Origin of the sequence: Geomonas subterranea (assembly GCF_019063845.1) — a bacterium.
Classification (GTDB): Bacteria; Desulfobacterota; Desulfuromonadia; order Geobacterales; family Geobacteraceae; genus Geomonas; species Geomonas subterranea.
The window spans coordinates 2,970,014-2,992,336 of sequence record NZ_CP077683.1 but is presented as its reverse complement, the minus strand read 5'-3'; the positions used below and the strand labels follow the sequence as shown (position 1 = coordinate 2,992,336).

General features: G+C 64.5%; 17 protein-coding genes and 1 pseudogene. 9 read left to right on the top strand and 9 right to left on the bottom strand.

What is annotated here, in order from left to right:
• Nucleotides 1-4: 4 nt before the first annotated feature.
• Nucleotides 5-919, top strand: a complete 915-nt coding sequence (locus KP001_RS12970; protein WP_217286051.1) for a transporter — start codon at nt 5-7, stop codon at nt 917-919.
• Nucleotides 920-1,486: 567 nt separating this feature from the next.
• Here the strand turns inward: KP001_RS12970 and merA are convergent.
• A pseudogene (merA, locus tag KP001_RS12965) lies at nt 1,487-2,892 on the bottom strand (mercury(II) reductase).
• Nucleotides 2,893-3,156: 264 nt separating this feature from the next.
• Between merA and glyQ the strand changes: the two are divergent.
• From glyQ to KP001_RS12930, 7 genes are all read left to right on the top strand, one after another.
• Nucleotides 3,157-4,032 (top strand): glycine--tRNA ligase subunit alpha, encoded by an 876-nt coding sequence (gene glyQ, locus KP001_RS12960; protein ID WP_224961782.1) that lies wholly within the window; start codon nt 3,157-3,159, stop codon nt 4,030-4,032.
• Complete coding sequence (gene glyS / locus KP001_RS12955) at nt 4,032-6,095, top strand: glycine--tRNA ligase subunit beta (protein ID WP_217286049.1); 2,064 nt, start codon at nt 4,032-4,034, stop codon at nt 6,093-6,095. The genes glyQ and glyS overlap by 1 nt, the downstream gene beginning before the upstream one ends.
• Nucleotides 6,096-6,280: 185 nt before the next feature.
• A complete protein-coding gene (ppdK, locus tag KP001_RS12950; RefSeq protein WP_217286048.1) occupies nt 6,281-9,016 on the top strand; it encodes a pyruvate, phosphate dikinase in 2,736 nt (911 codons plus the stop codon).
• 159 nt (nt 9,017-9,175) lie between these two features.
• Nucleotides 9,176-9,376, top strand: a complete 201-nt coding sequence (locus KP001_RS12945; protein ID WP_199389337.1) for a cold-shock protein — start codon at nt 9,176-9,178, stop codon at nt 9,374-9,376.
• An 83-nt stretch (nt 9,377-9,459) separates the two neighbouring features.
• Nucleotides 9,460-9,909: a YaaR family protein gene (locus KP001_RS12940; protein ID WP_217286047.1), complete on the top strand. Its 450-nt coding sequence runs from the start codon at nt 9,460-9,462 to the stop codon at nt 9,907-9,909.
• Between the two features lie 193 nt (nt 9,910-10,102).
• Complete coding sequence (locus tag KP001_RS12935) at nt 10,103-10,933, top strand: PstS family phosphate ABC transporter substrate-binding protein (protein WP_217286046.1); 831 nt, start codon at nt 10,103-10,105, stop codon at nt 10,931-10,933.
• Complete coding sequence (locus KP001_RS12930) at nt 10,930-13,188, top strand: putative bifunctional diguanylate cyclase/phosphodiesterase (protein WP_217286045.1); 2,259 nt, start codon at nt 10,930-10,932, stop codon at nt 13,186-13,188. The genes KP001_RS12935 and KP001_RS12930 overlap by 4 nt, the downstream gene beginning before the upstream one ends.
• Before the next feature lie 240 nt (nt 13,189-13,428).
• Here KP001_RS12930 and KP001_RS12925 read toward each other — a convergent pair whose 3' ends face one another.
• From KP001_RS12925 to KP001_RS12900, 6 genes are all read right to left on the bottom strand, one after another.
• Nucleotides 13,429-14,085, bottom strand: coding sequence for a fumarylacetoacetate hydrolase family protein (locus tag KP001_RS12925; protein ID WP_217286044.1), 657 nt, complete (start codon nt 14,083-14,085; stop codon nt 13,429-13,431).
• Nucleotides 14,086-14,096: 11 nt separating this feature from the next.
• The gene (mnmL, locus tag KP001_RS12920; RefSeq protein ID WP_217286043.1) at nt 14,097-15,050 is read right to left on the bottom strand and encodes a tRNA modification radical SAM protein MnmL/YtqA; all 954 of its coding nucleotides are present in this window, start codon (nt 15,048-15,050) and stop codon (nt 14,097-14,099) included.
• The gene (gene thiE / locus KP001_RS12915; protein WP_217286042.1) at nt 15,051-15,713 is read right to left on the bottom strand and encodes a thiamine phosphate synthase; all 663 of its coding nucleotides are present in this window, start codon (nt 15,711-15,713) and stop codon (nt 15,051-15,053) included.
• Complete coding sequence (locus tag KP001_RS12910) at nt 15,710-16,492, bottom strand: thiazole synthase (RefSeq protein WP_217286041.1); 783 nt, start codon at nt 16,490-16,492, stop codon at nt 15,710-15,712. The genes thiE and KP001_RS12910 overlap by 4 nt, the downstream gene beginning before the upstream one ends.
• A gap of 106 nt (nt 16,493-16,598) precedes the next feature.
• The gene (gene thiS, locus KP001_RS12905) at nt 16,599-16,808 is read right to left on the bottom strand and encodes a sulfur carrier protein ThiS (protein WP_217286040.1); all 210 of its coding nucleotides are present in this window, start codon (nt 16,806-16,808) and stop codon (nt 16,599-16,601) included.
• 185 nt (nt 16,809-16,993) lie between these two features.
• Nucleotides 16,994-18,619: a sensor histidine kinase gene (locus KP001_RS12900; protein WP_217286039.1), complete on the bottom strand. Its 1,626-nt coding sequence runs from the start codon at nt 18,617-18,619 to the stop codon at nt 16,994-16,996.
• 328 nt (nt 18,620-18,947) lie between these two features.
• Here KP001_RS12900 and KP001_RS12895 point away from each other — a divergent pair, with 328 nt between their 5' ends.
• Nucleotides 18,948-19,730 carry an IclR family transcriptional regulator gene (locus KP001_RS12895; RefSeq protein ID WP_085813870.1) on the top strand — a complete coding sequence of 261 codons (783 nt, stop codon included), beginning with the start codon at nt 18,948-18,950 and terminating at the stop codon, nt 19,728-19,730.
• 67 nt (nt 19,731-19,797) lie between these two features.
• On the opposite strand, the gene coaE is transcribed toward KP001_RS12895, so the two are convergent.
• On the bottom strand, nt 19,798-20,406 hold the full coding sequence (gene coaE, locus KP001_RS12890) for a dephospho-CoA kinase (RefSeq protein WP_217286038.1): 609 nt from the start codon (nt 20,404-20,406) through the stop codon (nt 19,798-19,800).
• 16 nt (nt 20,407-20,422) lie between these two features.
• The gene (locus KP001_RS12885; protein WP_217286037.1) at nt 20,423-22,060 is read right to left on the bottom strand and encodes a flagellar assembly protein A; all 1,638 of its coding nucleotides are present in this window, start codon (nt 22,058-22,060) and stop codon (nt 20,423-20,425) included.
• Between the last annotated feature and the right edge of the window lie 263 nt (nt 22,061-22,323).

Here is a 22,323-nt window from a genome sequence, read left to right as displayed (position 1 = left end):
CGTCATGAATTTCAGCAAGCGTATCATTCCGCTTTCCCTCGCGGCACTTTGCACCTGTGCCGGGCTTTCCTGGGGCGCTGACGCCCCTGCCGTCCCGCTGCCTTTCGGGCCGGCCATCTCCGCCTTCGGTCCTGCCGGTACCGGTTTCCCGGTGGGGAAGCTTGGTGTCCTGCTCAACTACCAGTATTGCGAGACCGACGGAATCCGTAAGGGGGGGAGCGAGGTAAACGAAAATGTCAGGCTGACCAAGAATGTCGGGGTGGTGAAATTCCGCTACGGCATCACCGAGGGCCTCGACGTCCGCACCGCAACCCCCATCTATGACGTCTACAAGAAGAACCTGGTGACCGGCAGGGGAGAGCACCTGGGGTGGATCGGCGATACCGCCATCGCCCTGCACAAGGTCCTCATGAACCAGGCGAAGGGGTCACCGTTCGACCTGGCGGTGGATGTCGGCCTCGTGGTGCCGACGACGGATGTCAGCAGCAAAAGCGTCGACTTCGTGGGCAACGGCGCCTGGGGCACCGGCGGCGCGGTCGGTCTCACCTACTCGACGGGCTCGCACCGCCTGGACCAGGAGGTCCATGTCTACACATTTACCGAAGGATCCCACGACTACCGCAAGCCCATGTACGTCCGGAGCACGACCGCCTGGGGGTACGCCGTGAACAACAATTTCGACCTGGGTGCGGAGTCCCAGTTCGACTGGAATGACCAGAGCGAGAAGAACGGCAAGAACCAGAAGGATTCGAAGAACGAGTGGTACGCCGGCCCGAAGGTGGCGTTCAAGTACAAGCCCGGTGGATTCGCCGCGGGCTTGGCGGCGATGTTCCCGATGGCGCGCTGGTACGAGGCCAACACCCCCTCCGAGGGGTTCAGGGTCGAGTTGAAGCTGAGCAAGACCTTCGACCTGTTGTAGAGGGGTACCTGGTGATGGCGTCGCGCATCGGTGGGCAAATGGTGACGGGAAACGTGAGCGAACAGGAGTGGCAACCGAGTCGGAACATCGAGTGCGGACATGACAGCAGGTACGTCAAGGTCGTGGCCGTGCTGGACCGTCTGCTCACCGACGCCGACCATGGCCGGATGCAAAAAGTCGGGAAGGGGCTCCAGCATCTCCTTGCCAATACACTTGACTTGGCCGAGTCGGAAAACAGGGCTATGCGCGAGATCGGCTACCCTGAGTGGGTGGAGCACGAACAGGATCATCATCTGCTTTGCGGGACCATCGCCAGTCTTTGCTGGCGATGGTCCCGCTCCCGCCACTGTGGGCAAGGCCTCCATGAACTGCGTGCTCTCGTGCTCCGTCACATCCGTAGTCATGACCAGAGGTTTGAGCGGTACCTGTGTGGCAACGCAGCTCCCGGCGAGAGCCGTCCACGCGGAGCCGCGGCATCGGACCCGGGTATGACGGCAAGGGCGTGACCGGCGCCAGGCCCGCCGGAGCACGTGCCGTATCCCGCCGTGGTAAATCGCAGCTGTGGGATTATTCGGCGCAGCAGGAAAGTTGGGTCAGGTCGCGGTGGAAGGCCTGGGCGCACAGGCGCAGCCCCTCTCCCATGGAAGGGTAGACGTGCAGGGTGTCGGCGAGCTCGGCGACGGTCATGCGGCAGCGGATGGCGAGCGCCGCCTCGTTGATGATGTCGGCGCCTCGATGCAGGCAGAGATGGACGCCGAGGATGCGGTCGGTGACGCGGTCGGCGACGATCTTGACGGCGCCGTCCAGCGCGCCGGTGACATGGGCCTTGGGGATGGCTGAGGCGGGTATGGTCTGGCTCTCCACGTCGTATCCGGCCTGGCGTGCGGCCTCCTCGCCGTAGCCCACCATGGCTACTTCCGGATCGGTGAATATGGCCATCGGGAGGGTCTGGTAGTTCACTTCGCAGTGGCATCCGGTCTGCAACATGTTGTCCACCGCGGCGATTCCCTCGCGCGCCCCCACCGTGGCGATCTGCATGCCGCCGGTGACGTCGCCGGCCGCCCAGATCCCCGGCGCCGTGGTGCGCATCTCGCCGTCGACCTTGATGAAGCCGCGCGGGTCCAACTCCACCCCGGCCCGTTCCAGCCCGATCCCTTCCGTGGCGGGGGCGGTGCCCACCGCCAGGAGGAGCTGCTGCGAGAAGAACTGGTGCGGCTCGCCGTCGATCAGCGCCTCGACCCGGACTCCCCCCCCGTCGCGCGCCACCGAGCAGACTGCGGCGCCCACCACCACCCTCATCCCCTCTGCCTCCAGCACACGCTGCAGCGCCAGCGCCGGTTCCGGTTCCACCGCCGGAAGCACGCGGGGGCCGCTCTCCAGGACGGTGACCGGAACCCCCAGCCGGTGAAACATCTGCCCCAGTTCCAGCGCGATGACGCCGCCGCCGATGACGGTGAGTGATTGCGGGAGGGTTTTAAGGAGGAGCGCGCTCTTGCTGGTCAGGTAGGGGGTGTGCTCCACCCCGGAATTCTCGGGACGCGCGGGTGGCCGCCGGTGGCGATCAGGATGCGGCCGCTTTCAATGATCCGGTCCTCAACCTGCACCGTGCCGGGGGCGATGAAGACCGCCTTCCCTTTGATGAGCGACAGCTCCGGGAGCTGCGCCAGCACGTCCAGGTATTTCTTCTGCCGCAGTTCCTGCACCACCGCGAACTTGTGCCCGTCCAGGGTATGGTAGTCGACGCCGTCGCGCCTGACCCCGAGCCCCAGCCGCTCGCCCAGTTCGGCCTCGTGCCGGAACAGGGCGCAGTGGATCAGGGTCTTCGACGGGATGCAGCCCCAGTTGATGCAGGTCCCCCCGAGAACGCTCCGCTCGATCATGATGGACCTGGCGCCGCGTTCCTTGGCTCTGAGCGCCGCCGCGAAGGCGGTGGAGCCCGATCCCAGTATGACGATTTCTTCGGTCGCACCCATGGTGTAACTCCCTTTTGTTAAGTTTACCGTCATGGTGTCAGGCGGTAAACAGAAGAATTCACCCGATTTTTCCCGGCACACTCCCCGGTGCCTCTCCCTAAAGCCCCGTCGCGCGCCTGTTCTCGCCCTCTTTGTCCGTGATATTCCTTGACAGCGCCGCGTGCGCTGTTGTAATCTGGCGAGCCTAACTGTTTGGATACAGTAAACTTTTTTATCCCAAAAGCTGCACCACTTGAAATATACGATTTGATCGGAGGCGGCGTGTTGACATTTCAGGATCTGATCCTCTCCCTGCAGGGGTATTGGGCGGGACAGGGGTGCGTAATCCAGCAACCCTATGATACGGAAAAAGGGGCGGGAACCTTCAACCCGGCCACCTTCCTGCGCGTGCTCGGGCCCGAGCCGTGGAAAGTGGCCTACGTGGAGCCCTCCCGGCGCCCCACCGACGGGCGCTACGGTGAGAACCCGAACCGCCTGCAGCACTACTACCAGTTCCAGGTGATCATGAAGCCCTCGCCCATGAACATCCTGGACCTCTACCTCGACTCCCTGCGCGCCTTCGGCATCGACCCGAACAAGCACGACATCCGCTTCGTCGAGGACGACTGGGAATCCCCGACCCTGGGCGCCTGGGGGCTCGGCTGGGAGGTCTGGCTGGACGGCATGGAGATCACCCAGTTCACCTACTTCCAGCAGGCCGGCGGCATCGACCTGAAGCCGGTCTCCTCGGAGATCACCTACGGCTGCGAAAGGATCGCCATGTACCTGCAGGGCGTGGACAACGTCTACGACCTCGAGTGGGTCAAGGGGGTCAAGTACGGCGACATCCATCACGAGAGCGAGGTCGAGTTCTCCACCTACAACTTCGAGGAGGCCGACGTCGACATGCTGCTCAGCCTCTTCAAGATGTACGAGAAGGAGTGCGTCCGCCTGGTCGAGAAGGGGCTCGTGCTCCCCGCCTACGACTACGTCATGAAATGCTCCCACACCTTCAACCTCCTGGACGCCCGCGGCGCCATCTCGGTCACCGAACGCGCTTCCTACATCGGCAAGGTGCGTAACGTGGCGCGCCTGTGCGCCGAGGGGTACCTGCAGATGCGCGAGCGGCTCGGCTTCCCGCTCCTGAAAGGAGGTCGCTAATGGCCAAGGATCTGTTCCTCGAAATAGGTTGCGAGGAGATTCCGGCCGGCTTCGTCCCCAAGGCGATGGCCGACATGGAAGCCCTCATGAAGCGCGAGCTGGAGACGGCCCGCATCGAATTCGGTGAGATCGTGACGCTCGGCACCCCGCGCCGCCTGGTGCTGGCGGTGAAAGGGATGGCGGAGCGCCAGCCCGACGCGGAACTGACCGCCATGGGACCGGCCAAAAGCGCCGCCTACGACGCCGACGGCAACCCGACCAAGGCCGCCCAGGGCTTCGCCCGGGGGCAGGGTGTGGAGGTCGCCGACCTTAAGGTGGTCATGACCCCGAAGGGGGAGTACCTCGCCGCGGTGAAGAGTGAGGTCGGGCGCGACACCGCCGAACTCCTCCCCGAGATGCTGCCGCGCCTGATCGGCAACATCCCCTTCAAGAAGTCCATGCGCTGGGCCGACTTCGACGTCCGCTTCGCCCGCCCCATCCACTGGATCGTGGCACTCTACGGCGGCACGGTAGTTCCCTTCGCCTTCGGCAACATCGAAAGCGGGAGCGCCTCGCGCGGGCACCGCTTCATGGCCAACACCACCTTCCCGGTGCGCGACCTGGCCCACTACCTCGAGGAGTGCGAGCGCCACTTCGTGATCCCGGATCCCGAGAAGAGAAAGGCCATCATCCGCCAGGAGATCGACCGGGTGGCCCGCCAGGCCAAGGGTAACGTGCTCCCCGACGAGGCGCTCCTCGAGCAGGTCTCCTTCCTGGTCGAGTACCCCTCCGCGGTGCACGGCACCTTCTCCCCCGACTTCCTGGTGGTGCCGCGCGAGGTGCTGATCACCTCCATGCGCGAGCACCAGCGCTACTTCTCCCTGGTGGACGACCAGGGGAGGCTCCTGCCGGGCTTCATCACCATCAACAACACCCTGACCGAGGACCCGCAGGTGGTGGTGAAGGGGAACGAACGTGTCCTCCGGGCCCGCCTTTCCGACGCCCGCTTCTTCTTCGACGAGGACCACAAGGTGAAGCTCGAGTCCCGCGTGGAGAGCCTGAAGAGCGTGGTCTACCAGGCGAAGCTCGGCACCTCCTACGAGAAGATGGAGCGCTTCCGCGAACTGGCCAAGGGACTTGCCTCCCGGCACAACCCGGCAGTGGTCGACAAGGCTGCCCGGGCCGCCACCCTGTGCAAGGCGGACCTCGTCTCCGGCATGGTCGGGGAATTCCCCGAGGTGCAGGGGATCATGGGGCGCGAGTATGCGCTGCACGACGGCGAGGACGCGGCGGTTGCCAACGCCATCGCCGAGCACTACCTCCCGACCCAGGCAGGCGGCGAACTCCCCGCCTCCGACATCGGCGCCTTCGTGTCGCTGGCGGACAAGACCGACACCATCTGCGGCTGCTTCAGCGTGGGGCTCATCCCCACCGGTTCGGCCGACCCCTACGCCCTGCGCCGCTCGGCCCTGGGGATCATCAACATCATCCTGGACCGGAAGTACCGCGAGCCCCTTTCCGGGCTGATCAAGGCATCCCTCGACCTCTTGGCCGGGAAGGCGACCCGTCCGGTGGAGCAGGTCTACCAGGACGTGCTCGACTTCTTCCGCGGCCGTTTCGTGAACCTGATGGCGGACCGCTACCCCTCCGACGTGGTGGACGCGGTGGTCTCGGTCTCCTTCGACGACCTGGTCGAGGCGGCCGCCAAGATCCAGGCGCTGGCAGAATTCAGGAAGCGCGAGGACTTCGCAGCGCTGGCAGGCGCGTTCAAGCGCGTCGGCAACATCGTGAAGGAAGGGGTGGACACCCCGGTCGCGACCGCGCTCTTCCAGGAGCCGGCCGAAGGGGCGCTCTACGAGGCGCAGCAGCAGGCGAAGCAGAAGGTCGACGCCGCGCTCGCAGGCGCCGACTACCTCGCCGCCCTGACCGAGATCGCCACCCTGAAGCCCGCCGTCGACCTCTTCTTCGACAAGGTCATGGTCATGGCGGAGGACGAGCGGGTGCGCGGCAACCGCCTGGCGCTTTTGACTTCGATCGCACGGCTCTTCGGAAGCCTGGCGGACTTCGCGAGGTTGTCGGCATGAAAAGACTGCGACAGCTGAACCCGGGATGCAGCACCCTGGAACAGGCCCACGCAGCAGCACAACGATTTATCTGACGCTCACGTAAACAGCCGTCCGGGTGCAACTCCCGGCGGCTGTTTGCCTTTTTCGGTTTATGTGTATACTTTAAGCTCCAAATTTATTAACAACGTCTAAGGAGGGTGCACATGGGAACGCAGTACGTCTACTTTTTTGGCGCGGGCAAGGCTGACGGCAACGCCAAAATGAAGGAACTTCTGGGTGGCAAGGGGGCCAACTTGGCGGAGATGACCGCCATCGGTCTCCCGGTCCCGGCGGGTTTCACCATCACCACGGAGGTCTGCACCGAGTACTACAAGAACAACCAGCAGTACCCGGCCGCGCTGGCCGCCGAGGTCGAGGCCAACCTGGCCCGCGTCGAGGGGCTCATGGGCAAGAAGTTCGGCGACGCCAAGAACCCCCTCCTGGTCTCGGTCCGCTCCGGCGCCCGCGCCTCCATGCCGGGCATGATGGATACCATACTTAACCTGGGCCTGAACGACATCACGGTGCAGGGGATCATCGCCCAGTCCGGCGACGAGCGCTTCGCCTACGACGCCTACCGCCGTTTCGTGCAGATGTACTCCGACGTGGTCATGGGGATGCACAAGGACGAGCTGGAGCACCTTTTGGAGCGCAAGAAGGAAGCGCGCGGCGTGCACCTGGACACCGACCTGAAGGCCTCCGACTGGAAGGAACTGGTGGGAGAGTTCAAGGCGAAGATCAGGGCGACCCTGGGCGTCGAATTCCCCGAGGACCCGAAACAGCAGCTCTGGGGCGCCATCGGCGCCGTGTTCGGCTCCTGGATGAACCAGCGCGCCATCACCTACCGGAAGCTCAACAACATCCCGGCAGAGTGGGGCACCGCGGTCAACGTGCAGTCCATGGTGTTCGGCAACATGGGGGACGACTGCGCCACCGGCGTCGCCTTCACCCGCGACCCCTCCACCGGCGAGAACTACTTCTACGGCGAGTACCTGGTCAACGCCCAGGGTGAGGACGTCGTCGCCGGCATCCGCACCCCGCAGCCGATCAACCGCGCCAAGTACAAGCCGGGCGACCTCCCCTCCATGGAGGAGGTGCTCCCCGAGTGCTACCAGCAGCTGGTGCAGATCCGGGACATCCTGGAGCGCCACTACAAGGACATGCAGGACATCGAGTTCACCATCGAGAAGGGGATCCTCTACATGCTGCAGTGCAGAAGCGGCAAGAGGACCGCGAAGGCGGCCCTGAAGATCGCCGTGGACATGGTGGGCGAAGGGCTCATCGACGAGAAGACGGCCGTGCTGCGCGTCGCGCCGAACCAGCTCGACCAGCTCCTGCACCCCTCCCTTGACCCCAAGGCTGATAAGACCGTGATCGCCAAGGGGCTCCCGGCCTCCCCGGGTGCCGCCTCCGGCGAGGTGGTCTTTACCGCCGACGAGGCCGAGAGTGCCGCCAAGCTCGGCCACAAGGTGATCCTGGTGCGCGTCGAGACCTCCCCCGAGGACATCCACGGCATGCACGCCGCCCAGGGGATCCTGACCGCCCGCGGCGGCATGACCTCGCACGCGGCGGTCGTTGCCCGCGGCATGGGCAAGTGCTGCGTCGCCGGCTGCGGCGACATCAAGGTGGACTACCAGGCGGGACAGTTCGTGGCCAGGGACGGGAGCGTCATCAAGAAAGGTGACGTGATCACCCTGGACGGCTCCACCGGCGAGGTGATGAAGGGGGCGGTCCCGATGGTTGCCGCAGGCGTCGGCGGCGACTTCGCCACCGTCATGGCATGGGTGGACAAGTTCCGCCGCATGAAAGTCAGGGCGAACGCCGACACCCCGCACGACGCCAAGACCGCACGCGAGTTCGGCGCCGAGGGGATCGGCCTGTGCCGTACCGAGCACATGTTCTTCGAGGCGGACCGCATCGCCGCGGTGCGCGAGATGATCCTTTCCGCCGACCTCGAAGGGAGGAAGAAGGCGCTCGCCAAGATCCTCCCCATGCAGAAGGGGGACTTCAAGGGGCTCTTCCGCGAGATGAAGGGGCTTCCGGTCACCATTCGCCTCCTCGACCCGCCGCTGCACGAGTTCCTCCCCCAGGAGGAGAAGGACATCGAGGCGCTCTCCGCCACCATGGGAGTCTCGGTGCAGACCCTGAAGCACAAGGTCGAGTTCCTGCACGAGTTCAACCCGATGCTCGGCCACCGCGGCTGCCGCCTCGGCGTCACCTTCCCCGAGATCTACGACATGCAGGTCCAGGCCATCATGGAGGCCGCCTGCGAGCTGGTTAAGGACGAAGGGTTCCAGATCGTCCCCGAGATCATGATCCCGCTGGTGGCGGTGACCAAGGAGCTCGCCATCATGCGCGCCAACGCGGTCGCCGTCTGCGAAGACGTGCAGAAGCGCTACGGAGTCAAGGTGCAGTACCTGATCGGCACCATGATAGAACTGCCGCGCGCGGCCATCACCGCCGACAGCATCGCCACCGAGGCCGACTTCTTCTCCTTTGGCACCAATGACCTCACCCAAACCACCTTCGGCCTCTCCCGCGACGACGCCGGCAAGTTCCTCCCCTTCTACGTGGAGAACGGCATCCTCGAGGACGACCCGTTCGTCACCCTGGACCAAAGCGGCGTGGGCGCCCTGGTCAGGATGGGTTGCGAGAAGGGGCGCGCAACCCGCCCCAACATCAAGCTCGGCATCTGCGGCGAGCACGGCGGCGACCCGGCTTCGGTCATCTTCTGCGACTCGGTCGGCCTCGACTACGTTTCCTGCTCCCCGTTCCGGGTGCCCATCGCGCGTCTCGCGGCGGCACACGCCACCCTGAACGCACAGGCGGCCGCTCCGGCAAAAGTTGCCGCCGCGGGAAAGGACGGTGACGCCTTGCAGCAGCCCGTGGCCAGCGCCTGATCCGGCAGGCGGCACGGTCAAGGCGTCGCGAGGCAGCCGGAGAAGCCTTGACACGCTTGATGTAAACGTGTAATAGCGAAATACGCGTCCATGACGCTAACGGGGCGGCCGGGAGACCGGCCGCCCTAATCGACAACGAGCAGCACAGGAGAAAAGGTAATGGCAAACGGTGTGGTGAAATGGTTCAACGACGCGAAGGGGTTTGGCTTCATCGAGCAGGAAAACGGCGCGGATGTCTTCGTGCACTTCTCGGCCATCCAGGGGGACGGCTTCAAATCGCTGGTCGAGGGTGACTCGGTCAGCTTTGACGTGGTCCAGGGCGCCAAGGGCCCGCAGGCCGCCAACGTGGTCAAGAACTAGTTTCCTTTCCGAGCCTTGATCCGGCCCCGAATTCTTTCGGGGCCTTTTTAGTTCCGCCCCTCCGGGGCGACCGGTGCCAGCGCATGCGTATCAACGAAAAATCGGACTCCCGCAGCATAGCCAAGAAGGAGAAGGGCCCGGCGCCCAAAAGCGTCGCCGGAGCCGGCGCACCGCTGTTCGCCGGCCGGCTGACCGCCGTCGCCAAGGCGAGCGCCGAGTACCAGGGAGAACTGCAGCGCCTGAAGGACGAGATCGACAAGGCGGGGGACGTCCTTGAGCAGGAACCGACCATCGCCAACTTCAAGGTGTTCCGGGAACTGATCGGCACCATGGCCCGCAAGGTCTCCGCCGAGGCCTACCGCATCGAGATGCTGAGCGGCGGGGTTACCGGGCGCAGCCACGAGGTGATCGCCGTCATCGACAAGGAGGCCGACCTCCTCTACCACCTGGTGATGCGGGAGCAGAAGGACCACATACGCATCGTGGCCCAGATCATCAAGATCAAGGGGCTGGTGGTCGACTTCCTGCTCTAGCACCTGGCCGGTTGATTCCCCCTTTACCTGTCCTCCTTGCGCAGTCCCCCCACTCCCGCTTTTACCGATAAAGTACTCAAGATCACATCCCGAAAACCGATAAAACAGTAGGGTTGACGGTGGCCGTTTTGCCACCCCCCTCGTATTCCCGTGCAGGTCCCCCACTTCCATCTAGTTTGACAGGAGAGCAACCATGGCATCTTTCGTCAAGGCAGTTTTGGCCGTCGCGGCCGTCCTCGCCACCCTCGTGTCCCCTCCGACTGCCTCCGCAGCGGAAACCCTCAGGATCAACGGCACCGGCAGCGGTTTGGTGGTGATAAAGCCGCTGGCTGAGGCGTTCCAGAAGGAAAACCGCGGCATCGTGATCGAAATGGAGAAGAGCCTCGGGAGCTCCGCCGCCATCAAGGCGGTATCCCACCACGCGCTGGACCTCGCCGTCTCGGGGCGCGCGCTCAAGCCGGCCGAGAGCGCCGAAGGGCTCATCCAGCAGGAGTGGGGCAAGACCCCGCTGGCGGTGCTCGCCAACCGCGGGGTGCGCTCGAAGGATGTGACGCTGAAGGAACTGGCGGCGATGTATGCCGGCAGCACCCCCAAGTGGCCCGGCGGCGAACTGGTCCGGGTGGTGCTGCGCCCCAACGAGGACACCGACACCAAGCTGGCCCATTCCATGTCGCCGGAGATGGACCGTGGCCTCAGCGCTGCCCAGGGTCGCAAGGACATGCTCCTCGGCATCACCGACAACGAGGCCTACGACTTCGTCAAGAAGACCGAAGGGGCGGTCGGGTTGATGGCGCTGACGCTGGCGCTCGCCGAGCCGAACTCGGTGAACGTCCTGAAGCTCGACGGGGTGCAGCCGAGCGTCGCCAGCGTCGCATCGGGGAAGTACCGCTTCGTCAAGGAGATGCACCTGGTCACCCGGAAAGATGCCCCTGCCGCGGTCGCCAAGTTCGTCAAGTTCCTCAACTCGAAGAAGGGGCGCTCCATCGCCGCTAGATACGGCCTGCTAGTCACCGGGGCGAAATGATCAGGCACAGCCAGTCCATACGCCGCAGCACCACCCTGACCGCGGGGATCCTCTCCGCGGTGCTGACCGTGGTGCCGCCTGCGATCTACTTCGTGATGGCTTTCTCGCACATGACCGGGGTCATCGAGACGGAGGGGGAGATCAATGCGCGCGTGGTGGGGACGCTGGTGGTGGCCAACCCGAGGATGTGGGAGTTCGAGGAACTGCGCCTGAAGGAGCTCCTGGCGCGGCGCTCCACGGAGACCGCGGAGAAGCGGGTCCTGTACAACCTGCAAGGGCAGGTGATCGCGGAGAGCTCGGACAAGATGCTGCCGCCGCTTCTTTCCCAGACCTTCCCGGTGCACGATGCGGGGCACCAGGTGGCTAACCTGGTGGTGTCGCGCTCGCTGGCCCCGACCCTCATGGTGACCGCGCTGCTCTTCTGCCTGGGGGCTCTTGCCGCCGGCTTCACCTTCTTCCGGCTGCGTACCGTGCCGCTGCGAGCCATCGATAATGCCTACCGCAGCTTGAAACAAAGCGAGGAGAAGTACCGCTCGGTGTACGAGTCCCTCAACGAGGGGCTGGCCCTGTACCGGACCGTCCCCGGCAGCGGAACCGATATTGACCTGGTCCTGGCGGACATCAACCCGGCCGCCGCCTCCGTCTTCGGCTTCGGACGGGACGACATCGGCAAGAGCATCCTGCAGGTGCAGGGGGGGCTTTTCGCGCCGGTCCGGGAGGCGCTCCAGGGAGCGCCGGCCGAGGTGAGCCTGGAGCTGACACAGGAAGGGGCGGGTCGGGTCTTTGTCGTGAACGCCTTCCCGATGGGGGATGGCATGGTGGCGACCCTTTTGGAGGACGTTACCGAGAAGAAGCGGAGCGCGGAACAGCTCGAGCATCTCGCCTACTACGACAGCCTCACCGGGCTCTTGAACCGGCGCATGCTGCTGGACCGGATGGAGCACACCATCGGCATCGCGCAGCGCGAGGGGCTCAAGATGGCAACCCTCTTCTTCGACTTGAACGGCTTCAAGCCGATCAACGACACCATGGGGCACGAGGCGGGGGACCAGATCCTGATCGAGGTCGGGCAGCGCCTGAAGAGCTCGGTACGCAAGAAGGACACCCTGGCGCGGCTGGGGGGGGACGAGTTCGTGGTGGTGGCGACCCTCGACACGGAGGACAACGCGAGCTGCATCGCGCAGAACCTGCTCAGGAAACTCTCCCCGGTGTACGAGGTTGGCGGGCGGGAGGTCTACGTTGGCGCCAGCATCGGCATCTCGGTCTACCCCGACGACGGCACCACACCCGAGACCCTGCTCAAAAATGCGGACATCGCCATGTACAACGCCAAGAAACCGGGCGTTGAATTCTGTTTCTACAGCACGCAGATGAACCAGAAGCTGCAGGAACGGACGCGGCTTGAGTTCGAGCTCTGGATGGCGCTGGAACGGGAGGAGTTCTTCCTGGAGTACCAGCCCATCATGGATGCCCGTACCGGAAGGATCGCCGCGGTGGAGGCGCTGGTGCGCTGGATGAGCCCGGAAAAGGGGCGGGTGATGCCCGATTCCTTCATCCCGCTCGCCGAGGCCACCGGGATCATCATCCCGCTGGGGGAGTGGGTGCTGAAGACCGCCTGTAACAAGCTCAGGCAATGGCTCGATGCGGGGTGCCTGCCGCTCAGGATGTCGGTGAACATCTCGGGGTGTCAATTCATGCGCAGCGAGCTGTGCCGGTTGGTCGAGGAGGCGGCGGAGCAAAGCGGCGTGGACCTAGCCCTCCTGGAATTGGAACTCACCGAGACCTGCCTGGTCAAGAACGTGGAGGAGACCGCCACCAAGCTGTGGCATCTCAAGGGACTCAACGTCTCCATCGGCATCGACGATTTCGGCACCGGGTACTCCTCGCTGCAGTACCTGAAGAACTTCCCCATCGACCACCTGAAGATCGACCGTGCCTTCATCAGGAACGTCTGCGAACTCCCCGACGAGCGCGCCATCGTGGATGCCATCATCGGGATCGCCAAGGCGATGGAGCTGCATGTCATCGCCGAGGGGGTGGAGACCCGGGAACAGGCGGAGTTCCTGGCGCAGCGGGGCTGCGACGAGCTGCAGGGGTACTACTACCACCGCCCGCTCTCCGAGGAGCGGCTGCTCGAGGTACTCCGGGATGAGCGGGAGAGGCGTGAGACGGGAGCCGGAACCGCTGGGGCAGGGGAGGCGGGGATGAAAGATGCCGGGGTCGAAGGGGCGCCGGCACCGGTGCAGCCGGTCTGAACCGCCGGAGGGGAAACGGAAAAAGGGGGCTTTAGTGCCCCCTTTCTTGTCCAGGATTACAATTTTAGCTGCAGCCACACCCTTTGGAGACGTCTCCGCTTAGGGGTAGCTTCTTGCCACACTTCTGGCACCGCCAGAAGAGGCCACCTCACCCCGGCATCAGCACCATGAGCCCCTGGCAGTCGGGGCAGCTCTTCTCGTTGCTCATATGAAAAACCTCCTTTGTTGGTAAAGCTCTCCTTACCGGACCGAAACCTCGATGCTCCCCACCCCGGCGATCCCGGCGACGACGCGGTCGCCGCTCTTGACCGGACCGACCCCGGCGGGCGTGCCGGTCAGCACCAGGTCGCCCGGCTCCAGCGTGAAGATGGAGGAGAGGTAGCTCAACAGCTCGGGGATGCGGTGGATCATCAGGTCGGTGCCGCCGTCCTGGCGCTTCTCGCCGTTCACGGTGAGCGTGATGCGCAGCTGATGCGGATCGGCCACCTGCTCAGCCGGGACGAACGGGGAGAGGGGGCAGGCGGTGTCGAACCCCTTGGCGATGTCCCACGGTAGCCCCTTCTTCTTCAGCTCCGCCTGCACGTCCCTGAGGGTCAGGTCGATGGCGACGGCGTACCCCGCCAGGTAGGAGAGGGCATCGGCGGCCGGGATGTCGCGCCCCTCCCTGCCGATCAGAAGCGCCAGTTCCGCCTCGTGGTGGCAGTCGCTGGAGTAGGAGGGGATCACGATCTCCTCCCCCGCGCCGATGACGCTGGTGGCGGGCTTGGTGAAGATCACGGGGCGCTCCGGGGTCTCGTTCCCCAGTTCCTTGATGTGGTCCGCGTAGTTGCGCCCGATGCAGAGGATCTTGCCGATCCGTACCGGCTCCGGGGAGCCGATCAGTTGTGCCGTCTTCATGGTTCTCCTCCTCAGGCCGCCCTGACCTCGCTGGCGAGCCGGCATCCCTGCCAGCTGCCGCGCCTTCTCAGTTCGTTGATCACGGCGTACCACATCTGGTTGTTTTTCAGGTTCCAATTGGGGGCGACCCTGATGGCAAGGGGGGCCGACCCGTAGAGCCGCTGCACCGTTACCCGCGCCGGGAGTTCTTCCAAGAAGTCGCAGACGGTCCCCACGTATTCGTCGATCCCTATCGGCTGCCAGCTCCCGTCCCGGTACATCTCGGCGAGCCTCGTGTTCTCGACCGCGTGCAGCTGGTGCAGCTTCACCGAGTTGACAGGCAGGCCGGCGATGAGGCGCGCGGTCTTCAAGAAGCCGCTTCTGGTCTCCCCGGGGAAGCCGTAGATCAGGTGGGTGCAGATCTCCAGGCCGCGTCCGGAGAGGCGCTGCACCGCGTCGAGGTACTCCGCCAGGGTGTGGCCGCGGTTGATGCGGGCGAGGATGGCGTCGTCCATGGACTGCAGGCCGAGCTCCACGCAGACGTAGTGCTCGCGGGCCAGGTCGGTCAGGAGTTCCAGGGCGGCGGGGCTCAGGGAGTCGGGCCGGGTCCCCACGGAGATCCCCAGAACGTCGGGGTGGGCGAGGGCGCGCCGGTACAGATCCGCGAGTTTCTCCACGGGGCCGTAGGTGTTGGTGTACTTCTGGAAATAGACGATGAACTTGTCGCTATCGAGGCGGCTGCGGTGGTAGGCCATCCCCGCGGCCATCTGTTCCTCGACCGGGATCAGGGACTGGGTCTCCTTGGGGGAGAAGGAGCTGTTGTCGCAGTAGATGCACCCACCGGTGCCGCGGCTGCCGTCGCGGTTGGGGCAGGTGAACCCCCCGTCCACGTTCACCTTGCTGACGCGGCAGCCGAAGCGGCGTCTCAGGTACGAGCCGTAGGAGTTGATGCGCAGCTCTTTGTGGATAGGTTCGCCGGCGGTCATCTAGTCGTTGTGCTCCTCGAGCGGGGGGAGCAGGGCCAAAAGCCTCTTGGCGGCCTCCCGCGGCTCCGGCGCGGAGAGTATGGCGGAGATGAGGGCTATGCCGCGCGCGTCTCCCGCGACCGCCTCGGCGCAGTTCTCCAGGTTCACCCCCCCAAGGGCGAAGACCGGGATCTGCAGCGTCTGAGCCACCTTGTTCAGTTTCTCGATCCCCACCGGCTCGCCGTACTCGGCTTTGCTGGGGGTGTAGTAGACCGGGCCGAAGGTGATGAAGTCGGCCCCCATCTCCTGGGCGGTGATGGCCTGGGTCTGGTTGTGGCAGGAGACGCCGATCAGCTTGCGCTCCCCCAGGAGCCTCCTCACCTTGTACAGCGGGAGGCTGGAGCTGCCGATGTGCACCCCGTCGGCGTCGACCGCGAGCGCCACGTCGACGCGGTCGTTGACGAAGAGCTTGGCGCCGTAGCGGGAGGTGAGGCGGCGCAGTTCCTGGGCCGTTTCGTAGAGCTCCTTGGTGCTGGTGGTCCCCTTGTCCCTGAGCTGCACGGCGCGCACGCCTCCCCGCAGGGCCTCCTCGACCACGAACTCCAGGTTGCGCCCGAGGGTCTCACCGCGCCCGGTGATCAGGTAGAGGTTGAAATCTATCCAGGGGGAGTCGAGCCCTTTCACGCGATGAGGCCCGCCAGCGGTGAGGATGCGGTGGCGTAGAGCTTCCTCGGGATGCGCCCCGCGCGGTAGGCGAGCCTGCCGGCGCGGACGGCGAGGTTCATCGCCTCGGCCATGGCGACCGGATCCTGCGCCCCGGCGATGGCGGTGTTCATCAGCACGCCGTCGCAGCCAAGCTCCATGGCGATGGCAGCGTCGGATGCGGTGCCGACCCCGGCGTCCACGATGACCGGTACCTTGACCGTCTCGAGGATGATCTGGATGTTGTACGGGTTGCGGATGCCGAGTCCCGAGCCGATCGGGGCCCCGAGGGGCATCACGGCGGCGCACCCCATGTCCTCCAGCTTCTTGCAGATGATCGGGTCGTCGCTGGTGTAGGGGAGCACGGTGAACCCTTCGGCGATGAGCACCTTGGCTGCCTTCAAAAGCTCCTCGTTGTTGGGGAACAGCGTCTTTTCATCACCGAGCACCTCGAGCTTCACGAAGTCGGAGAGCCCAGCCTCGCGGGCCAGCCGGCAGGTGCGGATGGCGTCGTCGGCGGTGTAGCAGCCGGCGGTGTTGGGGAGCAGGGTGTATTTCTTCAGGTCGATGTGGTCCAGAAGCGATTCCTTGCTCCGGTCCGAGATGTTCACCCTTCTTACGGCGACGGTGATGATCTGGGCGCCGGAAACCTCGATGGCACGCACCATCTGCTGGAAATCGGCGTACTTGCCGGTCCCCACCATGAGGCGGGAGTCGAATTCGCGTCCTGCTATGACGAGCTTGTCGTTTGTTACGGGCATCACTGTTCTCCAATCGGTAGCGTCTTGTCAGATGGTCCGTCCGGCCCGGATGCAACGGGACCGTACGGTGAGCGGGAGACGAGCGGGAGGCTCGCGGCGTGATTTCCTAGCCGCGAACGGCGCCTCCTCCCACGAAATGGACGATCTCCAGGGTGTCCCCTTCGTTGAGCAGGGTGCTCTCGTACTGCGCCTTGGGGAGGATCTCCTGGTTCAGCTCGACCGCGACGCGGCGCGGGTCGATGCCGAGGGAGACCAGGTACTGCTGAACCGTGAGGGGATCGATCGATACGGCTTCGCCGTTGGTGGTGATGTTCACTGCTGCTCCGGTACTGCGTGACGTTGAGGCTGGCCGGGCCGGACCGCGGCGCGAGCCGGGCGTGACCCGACCGTAAACTAACAATACGGTCACGCGCTGTCAATCGTTTTCTTCCGCGCAGTTGCGCCCTGCGCGGTGCGCCGGGAAGGGGGGGCGTGGCGGGAAAAGTCGTCCCGTATACAGCTTTACGCCCCCGGGGGGTCGGCCGTGAGTCCGGCGTGCCCCGGATCGGTGGGGGGGGGAGCGGCGGCGTCCTGCTCGGGGATGGGGAGGAATATGGTGAAGGTGGTGCCGGAACCCTCCTGGCTTTGCACCTCGATCCGTCCGCCGTGCTCCTGGATGATGCCGTAGGAGACGGAGAGCCCGAGGCCGGTTCCCTTGTTGGCCTTGGTGGTGAAGAAAGGGTCGAAGATCCGGCCCAGGTTGGCCTCCGGGATGCCGCAGCCGTTGTCGCTGATCTTGATGAAGGCCTGCCACTGCGCCGGGGCCAGACCGGTGACCACCATGACCACCCCCTCGCCCCGCATGGCGTGTCCGGCGTTGACCAGGACGTTGACCAGGACCTGCTCGATCTGGTTGGGGTCGAGCAGCAGCGGCGGGATGCGCCCGGTGTAGTTTCTGGTGATGGTGACGTCCTGGAACAGGATCTGGTGCCTGACCAGCTCGAGCGCCCTGTCGGAGATGTCGTTCAGCGAACAGGGGGCCTTTTGCGGCGGCGCGCAGCGGGCGAACTCGAGGAGCCCCTTGACGATGCCGGCGCAGCGCTTGGTTTCCCTCAGCACGGTCTCGATGTCGTTCTTGAGGACGGGGTCGAGCTTGGGGTTACCCTGGATCAGGGAGGCGAACACCAGTATCCCGGTGAGCGGGTTGTTGATTTCGTGTGCGATGCCGGCAACCAGCTCCCCCAGTGAGGCGAGCTTCTCCGAGCGGATCAGCTGCGCCTGCATCCGGGTGATCTCCCGGGTCCTTTGCTGCACCATCTGCTCGAGATCGCGCCCCCACCCCTCGAGCTCCTGGCGGGCCTTCTTCAGGTTGAGCGTCATGGTGTTGAAGGACTCGGCCAGCTCCCCCATCTCGTCGTGGGCGAAGCTGTGCACCGCGCCGTCCAGCTCGCCCCGCGAAAGCATCTGGGTATGCTCCAGGAGTTCCCGCACCGGGCGGTTGACCAGTTTCTGGGTGAAGAAGGTGAGGCTCAAGGAGGTGAGGGTGAGCAGGAGCAGGGTCAAAAGCAGCATCCGGTTGCGGTAGGCGCCCAGCAGGGAGTGCATCCGGTCCAGAGGGACCACCACGTCCAGCACGCCGAGCACCTTGTACTTCTCGGGGTGGAAGTGGCAGCTCGCGGTGTAGCAGCTCTCCTCGTTGTAGATGGCGTTGGTGATGCCGAGAAATTCGGCGCCGGAGTTGCCGTAGAAGCGGCGGCTGCGGTTCTTGGAGGAGGCGGTCAGCAGCAGTTGCGGACCGCCGTGGCAGACGGCGCAGATCTCGGTGTGCTTCCCCAGCACCGTTCCGGTCTCCGCGTCGTCCGTCGAGAAGATGATGCGCCCGGTCTTGTTGATCAGGCGGATCCGCTCCACCCCCTGCTGATTGCCGATCTCCTCGATGGTCTTGTAGAACAGGGGACGGTCGTCACGCAGCATCTGGTTATGGGTGGTGCGGATGATGGTCTCGGTGATGCGGTCCGCCTCGGAGATCGCCTCCTGCAGCAGCAGCCCTTTCAGGCTTCTCAGGTTCAGATAGGCGAACAGGGCCATGGTGCACAAAAGCACCAGTCCCGTCGCCAGGGCGAGCTTTGAAATCAGGTTGAGGCGCATGTTCGCTCTCCGCCGCTTCGCCGGTGCCGGTGACCGGACGCCGGCCCCTTCAAGATCGCATCCCTTTGTACTTCTTGCTGCTTGACATTTCTAGAACATAATTCTATATTTTGCCTGTATGACACTATCCGGAGCCGCATCATGCCGACTTTACCAGTGGAAGCTGTTTTACCACCCCGGTCAACATCCCATCCCGGGGGGAGCCGGACAAGGGCGAGTTTAAACACATTAAAACCGTTTATCAAGCGATTAATTTTCTTGACACGGTTTATTAAATGGCCTAGTTAATATTGTTTGAAATTTTTCCTGATATTCATAGGTGCAGCCAATGGCGAAAAAAGAGAAATCTGAGTACATCATTCAGGCCGTCTCCCATGCACTCGACCTCCTGGAGCAGTTCCACGACGAGGTGGACGAACTGGGCGTGACCGAGCTGAGCAAGAGGCTGAAGCTTCACAAGAACAACGTTTTCCGGCTTCTGGCCACTCTGGAATCCCGGAACTACATAGAGCAGAACAAGGTAACGGAAAACTACCGCCTGGGGCTCAAGACCCTGGAGCTGGGCCAGACCTTCATCAAGCAGATGGGCCTTCTGCGCCAGTCCCGACCGGTGCTCGAGGCGCTGGTCAAGGAGTGCAACGAGACCACCTACGTGGCCATCCTCAAGGAGTTCCACATCGTCTACCTCGACGTGGTGGAGACCGACCTGACCGTGAGGGTCGTGCCGCGCGTCGGTGCGCGTCTGCCGGCCTACTGCACCGCGGCGGGCAAGGTCCAGATCGCCTACATGACCGACGAGGAGCTGGAGAACTACCTCCCCACCAAGGAGATGAAGCGCTACACCCCGAAGACGGTGACCGACCGCGAGGAGCTGAAGAAGCACCTGAAGGTGATCGCCGAGCAGGGGTACGCCATCGACGACGAGGAGATGGATGTCGGCGTGAAGTGTGTCGGCGCCCCCATCCGCGACTACACCCGCCGCATCATCGGCGCGGTGAGCATCTCCGGTCCCTCGATGCGCTTCACCGACGAGCGCCTGGAGAAGGAGCTGATCCCGCTGGTGATCCGCTCCGGCGAGGAGATCTCGCAGAAACTTGGTTACCACAAATAGGAAAAAAAAAGGGCCCCCGCCGCAAGCGGGGGCCTTTCTCGTTGTACCCATTTCGTGTCGCCCCGGCTCATCCCTGCCGCCGGTCCGCTATCTCCTCCCGCCACAGCTTCAGTACCTGCGCCTCCAGATCCTCCCTGCTGCCGCGGTTGTCGATGACGATCTTCCCCAGTTTCTTTTTCTCCTCCATGGGCATCTGCGAGGCGATGCGCGACAGCGCGGCTTCGCGCGAGAGGCCGTCGCGCACCATCAGGCGCTCGATCTGGGTCTCGCGGTCGAGATAAACCACCCACACCTCGTGGACCCGCGAGGTGATCCCCGCCTCGAAGAGCAGGGGCGCCACGTAGAAGGCGGTGCCGGTCCCGGCCTCCCTGAGTCGCCGCAGTTTCTCTTCCGCCCTCTTCTTGATGGCGGGATGGGTAATCCCCTCCAGCGTGCGTCGCGCCGACGGGTCGGCGAACACGATCCCCCCGAGCGCGGCGCGGTTCAGGGTGCCGTCCGGGTTGAGCACCTTGTCGCCAAAGGTCTCCGCGATGCGCGCCAGTGCCTCCTCCCCCGGCTGCACCACCTCCCGTGCCAGCTGGTCGGCGTCGATGACCGCGGCTCCGAGCTTCTCGAACAGCTGCGCCGCGCTGGTCTTGCCCGACGCGATCCCCCCGGTGAGTCCTATGATACGCATGCCGCTCCCTTCCCGTTCAATATGCTATCCCCTCTTCCCCCAGGGTGAAGGTCGGGTTGGTGAGGTCCTCCTCGATGAGGAGGGTGCTCGACCCGATCCTGATCTGGGCGCCCAGGAAGGCGTCGCGTTCCACCTCGACCTTGGCCAGGGCGTTGATCTCCATTCTCTTTTGCAGTCTTTTCTTCTCGCCGGTGAGCTCGGCCAGCTCTCCCTGGCATTTGGTGTAGATGCGCTGCTTCAGGTTCAAAAGGCCGGGGTCCATGCTCCCGGGGTTCTCCTTGACGTAGGCCAGGGTCTTGGTGAGTTCGTCGAGCTGCCGCTGCTTCTCGGCCAGGTTTTCCTGCACCATCTCCAGTTTGCGGTTCAACGCGGGATCGACACCGACCTCGATGACCGTGGGAACCCCGGCGTGGGAGCCGATCACCACGGCGTGCACCAGTGAGATGGCCCGGCAGATCCCGCCGATGATGTGCCCCTTGCGCCCCCCCTTTTCGCCGACCACGATGCTCCCGCCCGAGGTGAGGTCGCTTTGCATGGCCAGTTCGCGGATGAAGATGTCCCCGCCGGCGCTGATGGCCGCGTTCTCGGCGAACTGCACCGTGACCGTACCTCCCGCCTCCAGCTGGGCCATCTCCTGACGGCTCACCATCTTCCCCGGTTGCACCGCCTTGCCGTGGCCGATCACTCCCCCCGCGATCACGATGTTCCCCCCCGCCTTGATCCGGGCTGCTTCCACGATCCCGCCCACCGTGATGTCCTCGGTGGCGGTCACCTCCATCCCCTCACTGACGTCGCCGGAGATGTCCAGCGACCCCTTGAAGTGGAGGTTTCCTGTGGAGAGGTCGACCCGCTTCACCTTGAAGACCGGATCGACGTTGACGCCGTGCGGCACGATCACCGGGTAGCCTGAGATGGCGGCGACCAGCAGGTCGGGATCGCTCAGGTCGCAGGCGATGCCGGTAAGGTTGTCCGCGAAGGGGATGTCGACCCCGTCGCTCGTGGGAAGTTCCACCCCGAGGAGGTTGACGCCCGGGACGCCGGTGGTGGGGTGGGTGTGCCGCAGGAGCGGATCGCCGAGGCTTACGCTGACGATATCGCCCAGGTTCCGGTAGTCGGCCGTGTCGTCGTCGGAGAGCTGGGGCATCTGGGTCGCCATCTCCGGGATCAGGCTGATGAACTGGCTGTCCTCCCCCGGGATGGGCGGCGTTCCCTGGGCGATCACCAGCTTGCTGGCCTCTCCCGCCTCCACTGCGGCCTTGATCTCGTCATAGAGGATGCCGCAAACCACCCCCTCTCGCGAGAGCGCCTGCTCCACCTCTTCAAAGGTGATGCGGCGCCCGCCGTAGGCGGGCTGGATGGTCATGGTTGCCATCATCATGTCGTCGGAGAGCTGCAGGGCGAGGGTGGCGTCGCGCCGCTCGCCGATCTGCAGGGTGAATGCGACCGGAGAGACGGCGCAGCGCTGCAGCACCTGCACCAGGGCGTCCTGGGAAATGAAGAGCTCCCCGTACCCCGACGCCTCGATCGCCTCGCGCAGTTGCCCGGCGTCCAGCGCGCGTCTCTGGGCGACCGGGGTGTACTGCGCCAGCAAAGACATCTGGTTCGGGCTCAGTTGCAGTTTGAGTCCAGTGCCGTCAAGAATGTCGGTCTCCATGACCCCTCCGGAGACGCCCACAGGATGTTCATGGGCGCTTCCCGATAATTATCGGCTCTTCCCTGCAAAAGTTGAGTGTTCTTTAAGGGGGGCGCGCCGCGCCCGGGGCGATGTTAGGGCCTAACGGCGACAAAAACAACCATTAATTGCAGCTATGCGGAGGAGCGCCCGACGCCGCGGTCGGTGCTTGTCGTATACGGCCTACCACAGCGATAATCCGAATGATTTTTCGCTTGATTAGAGCTGAGTGATGTGGTAAAAAC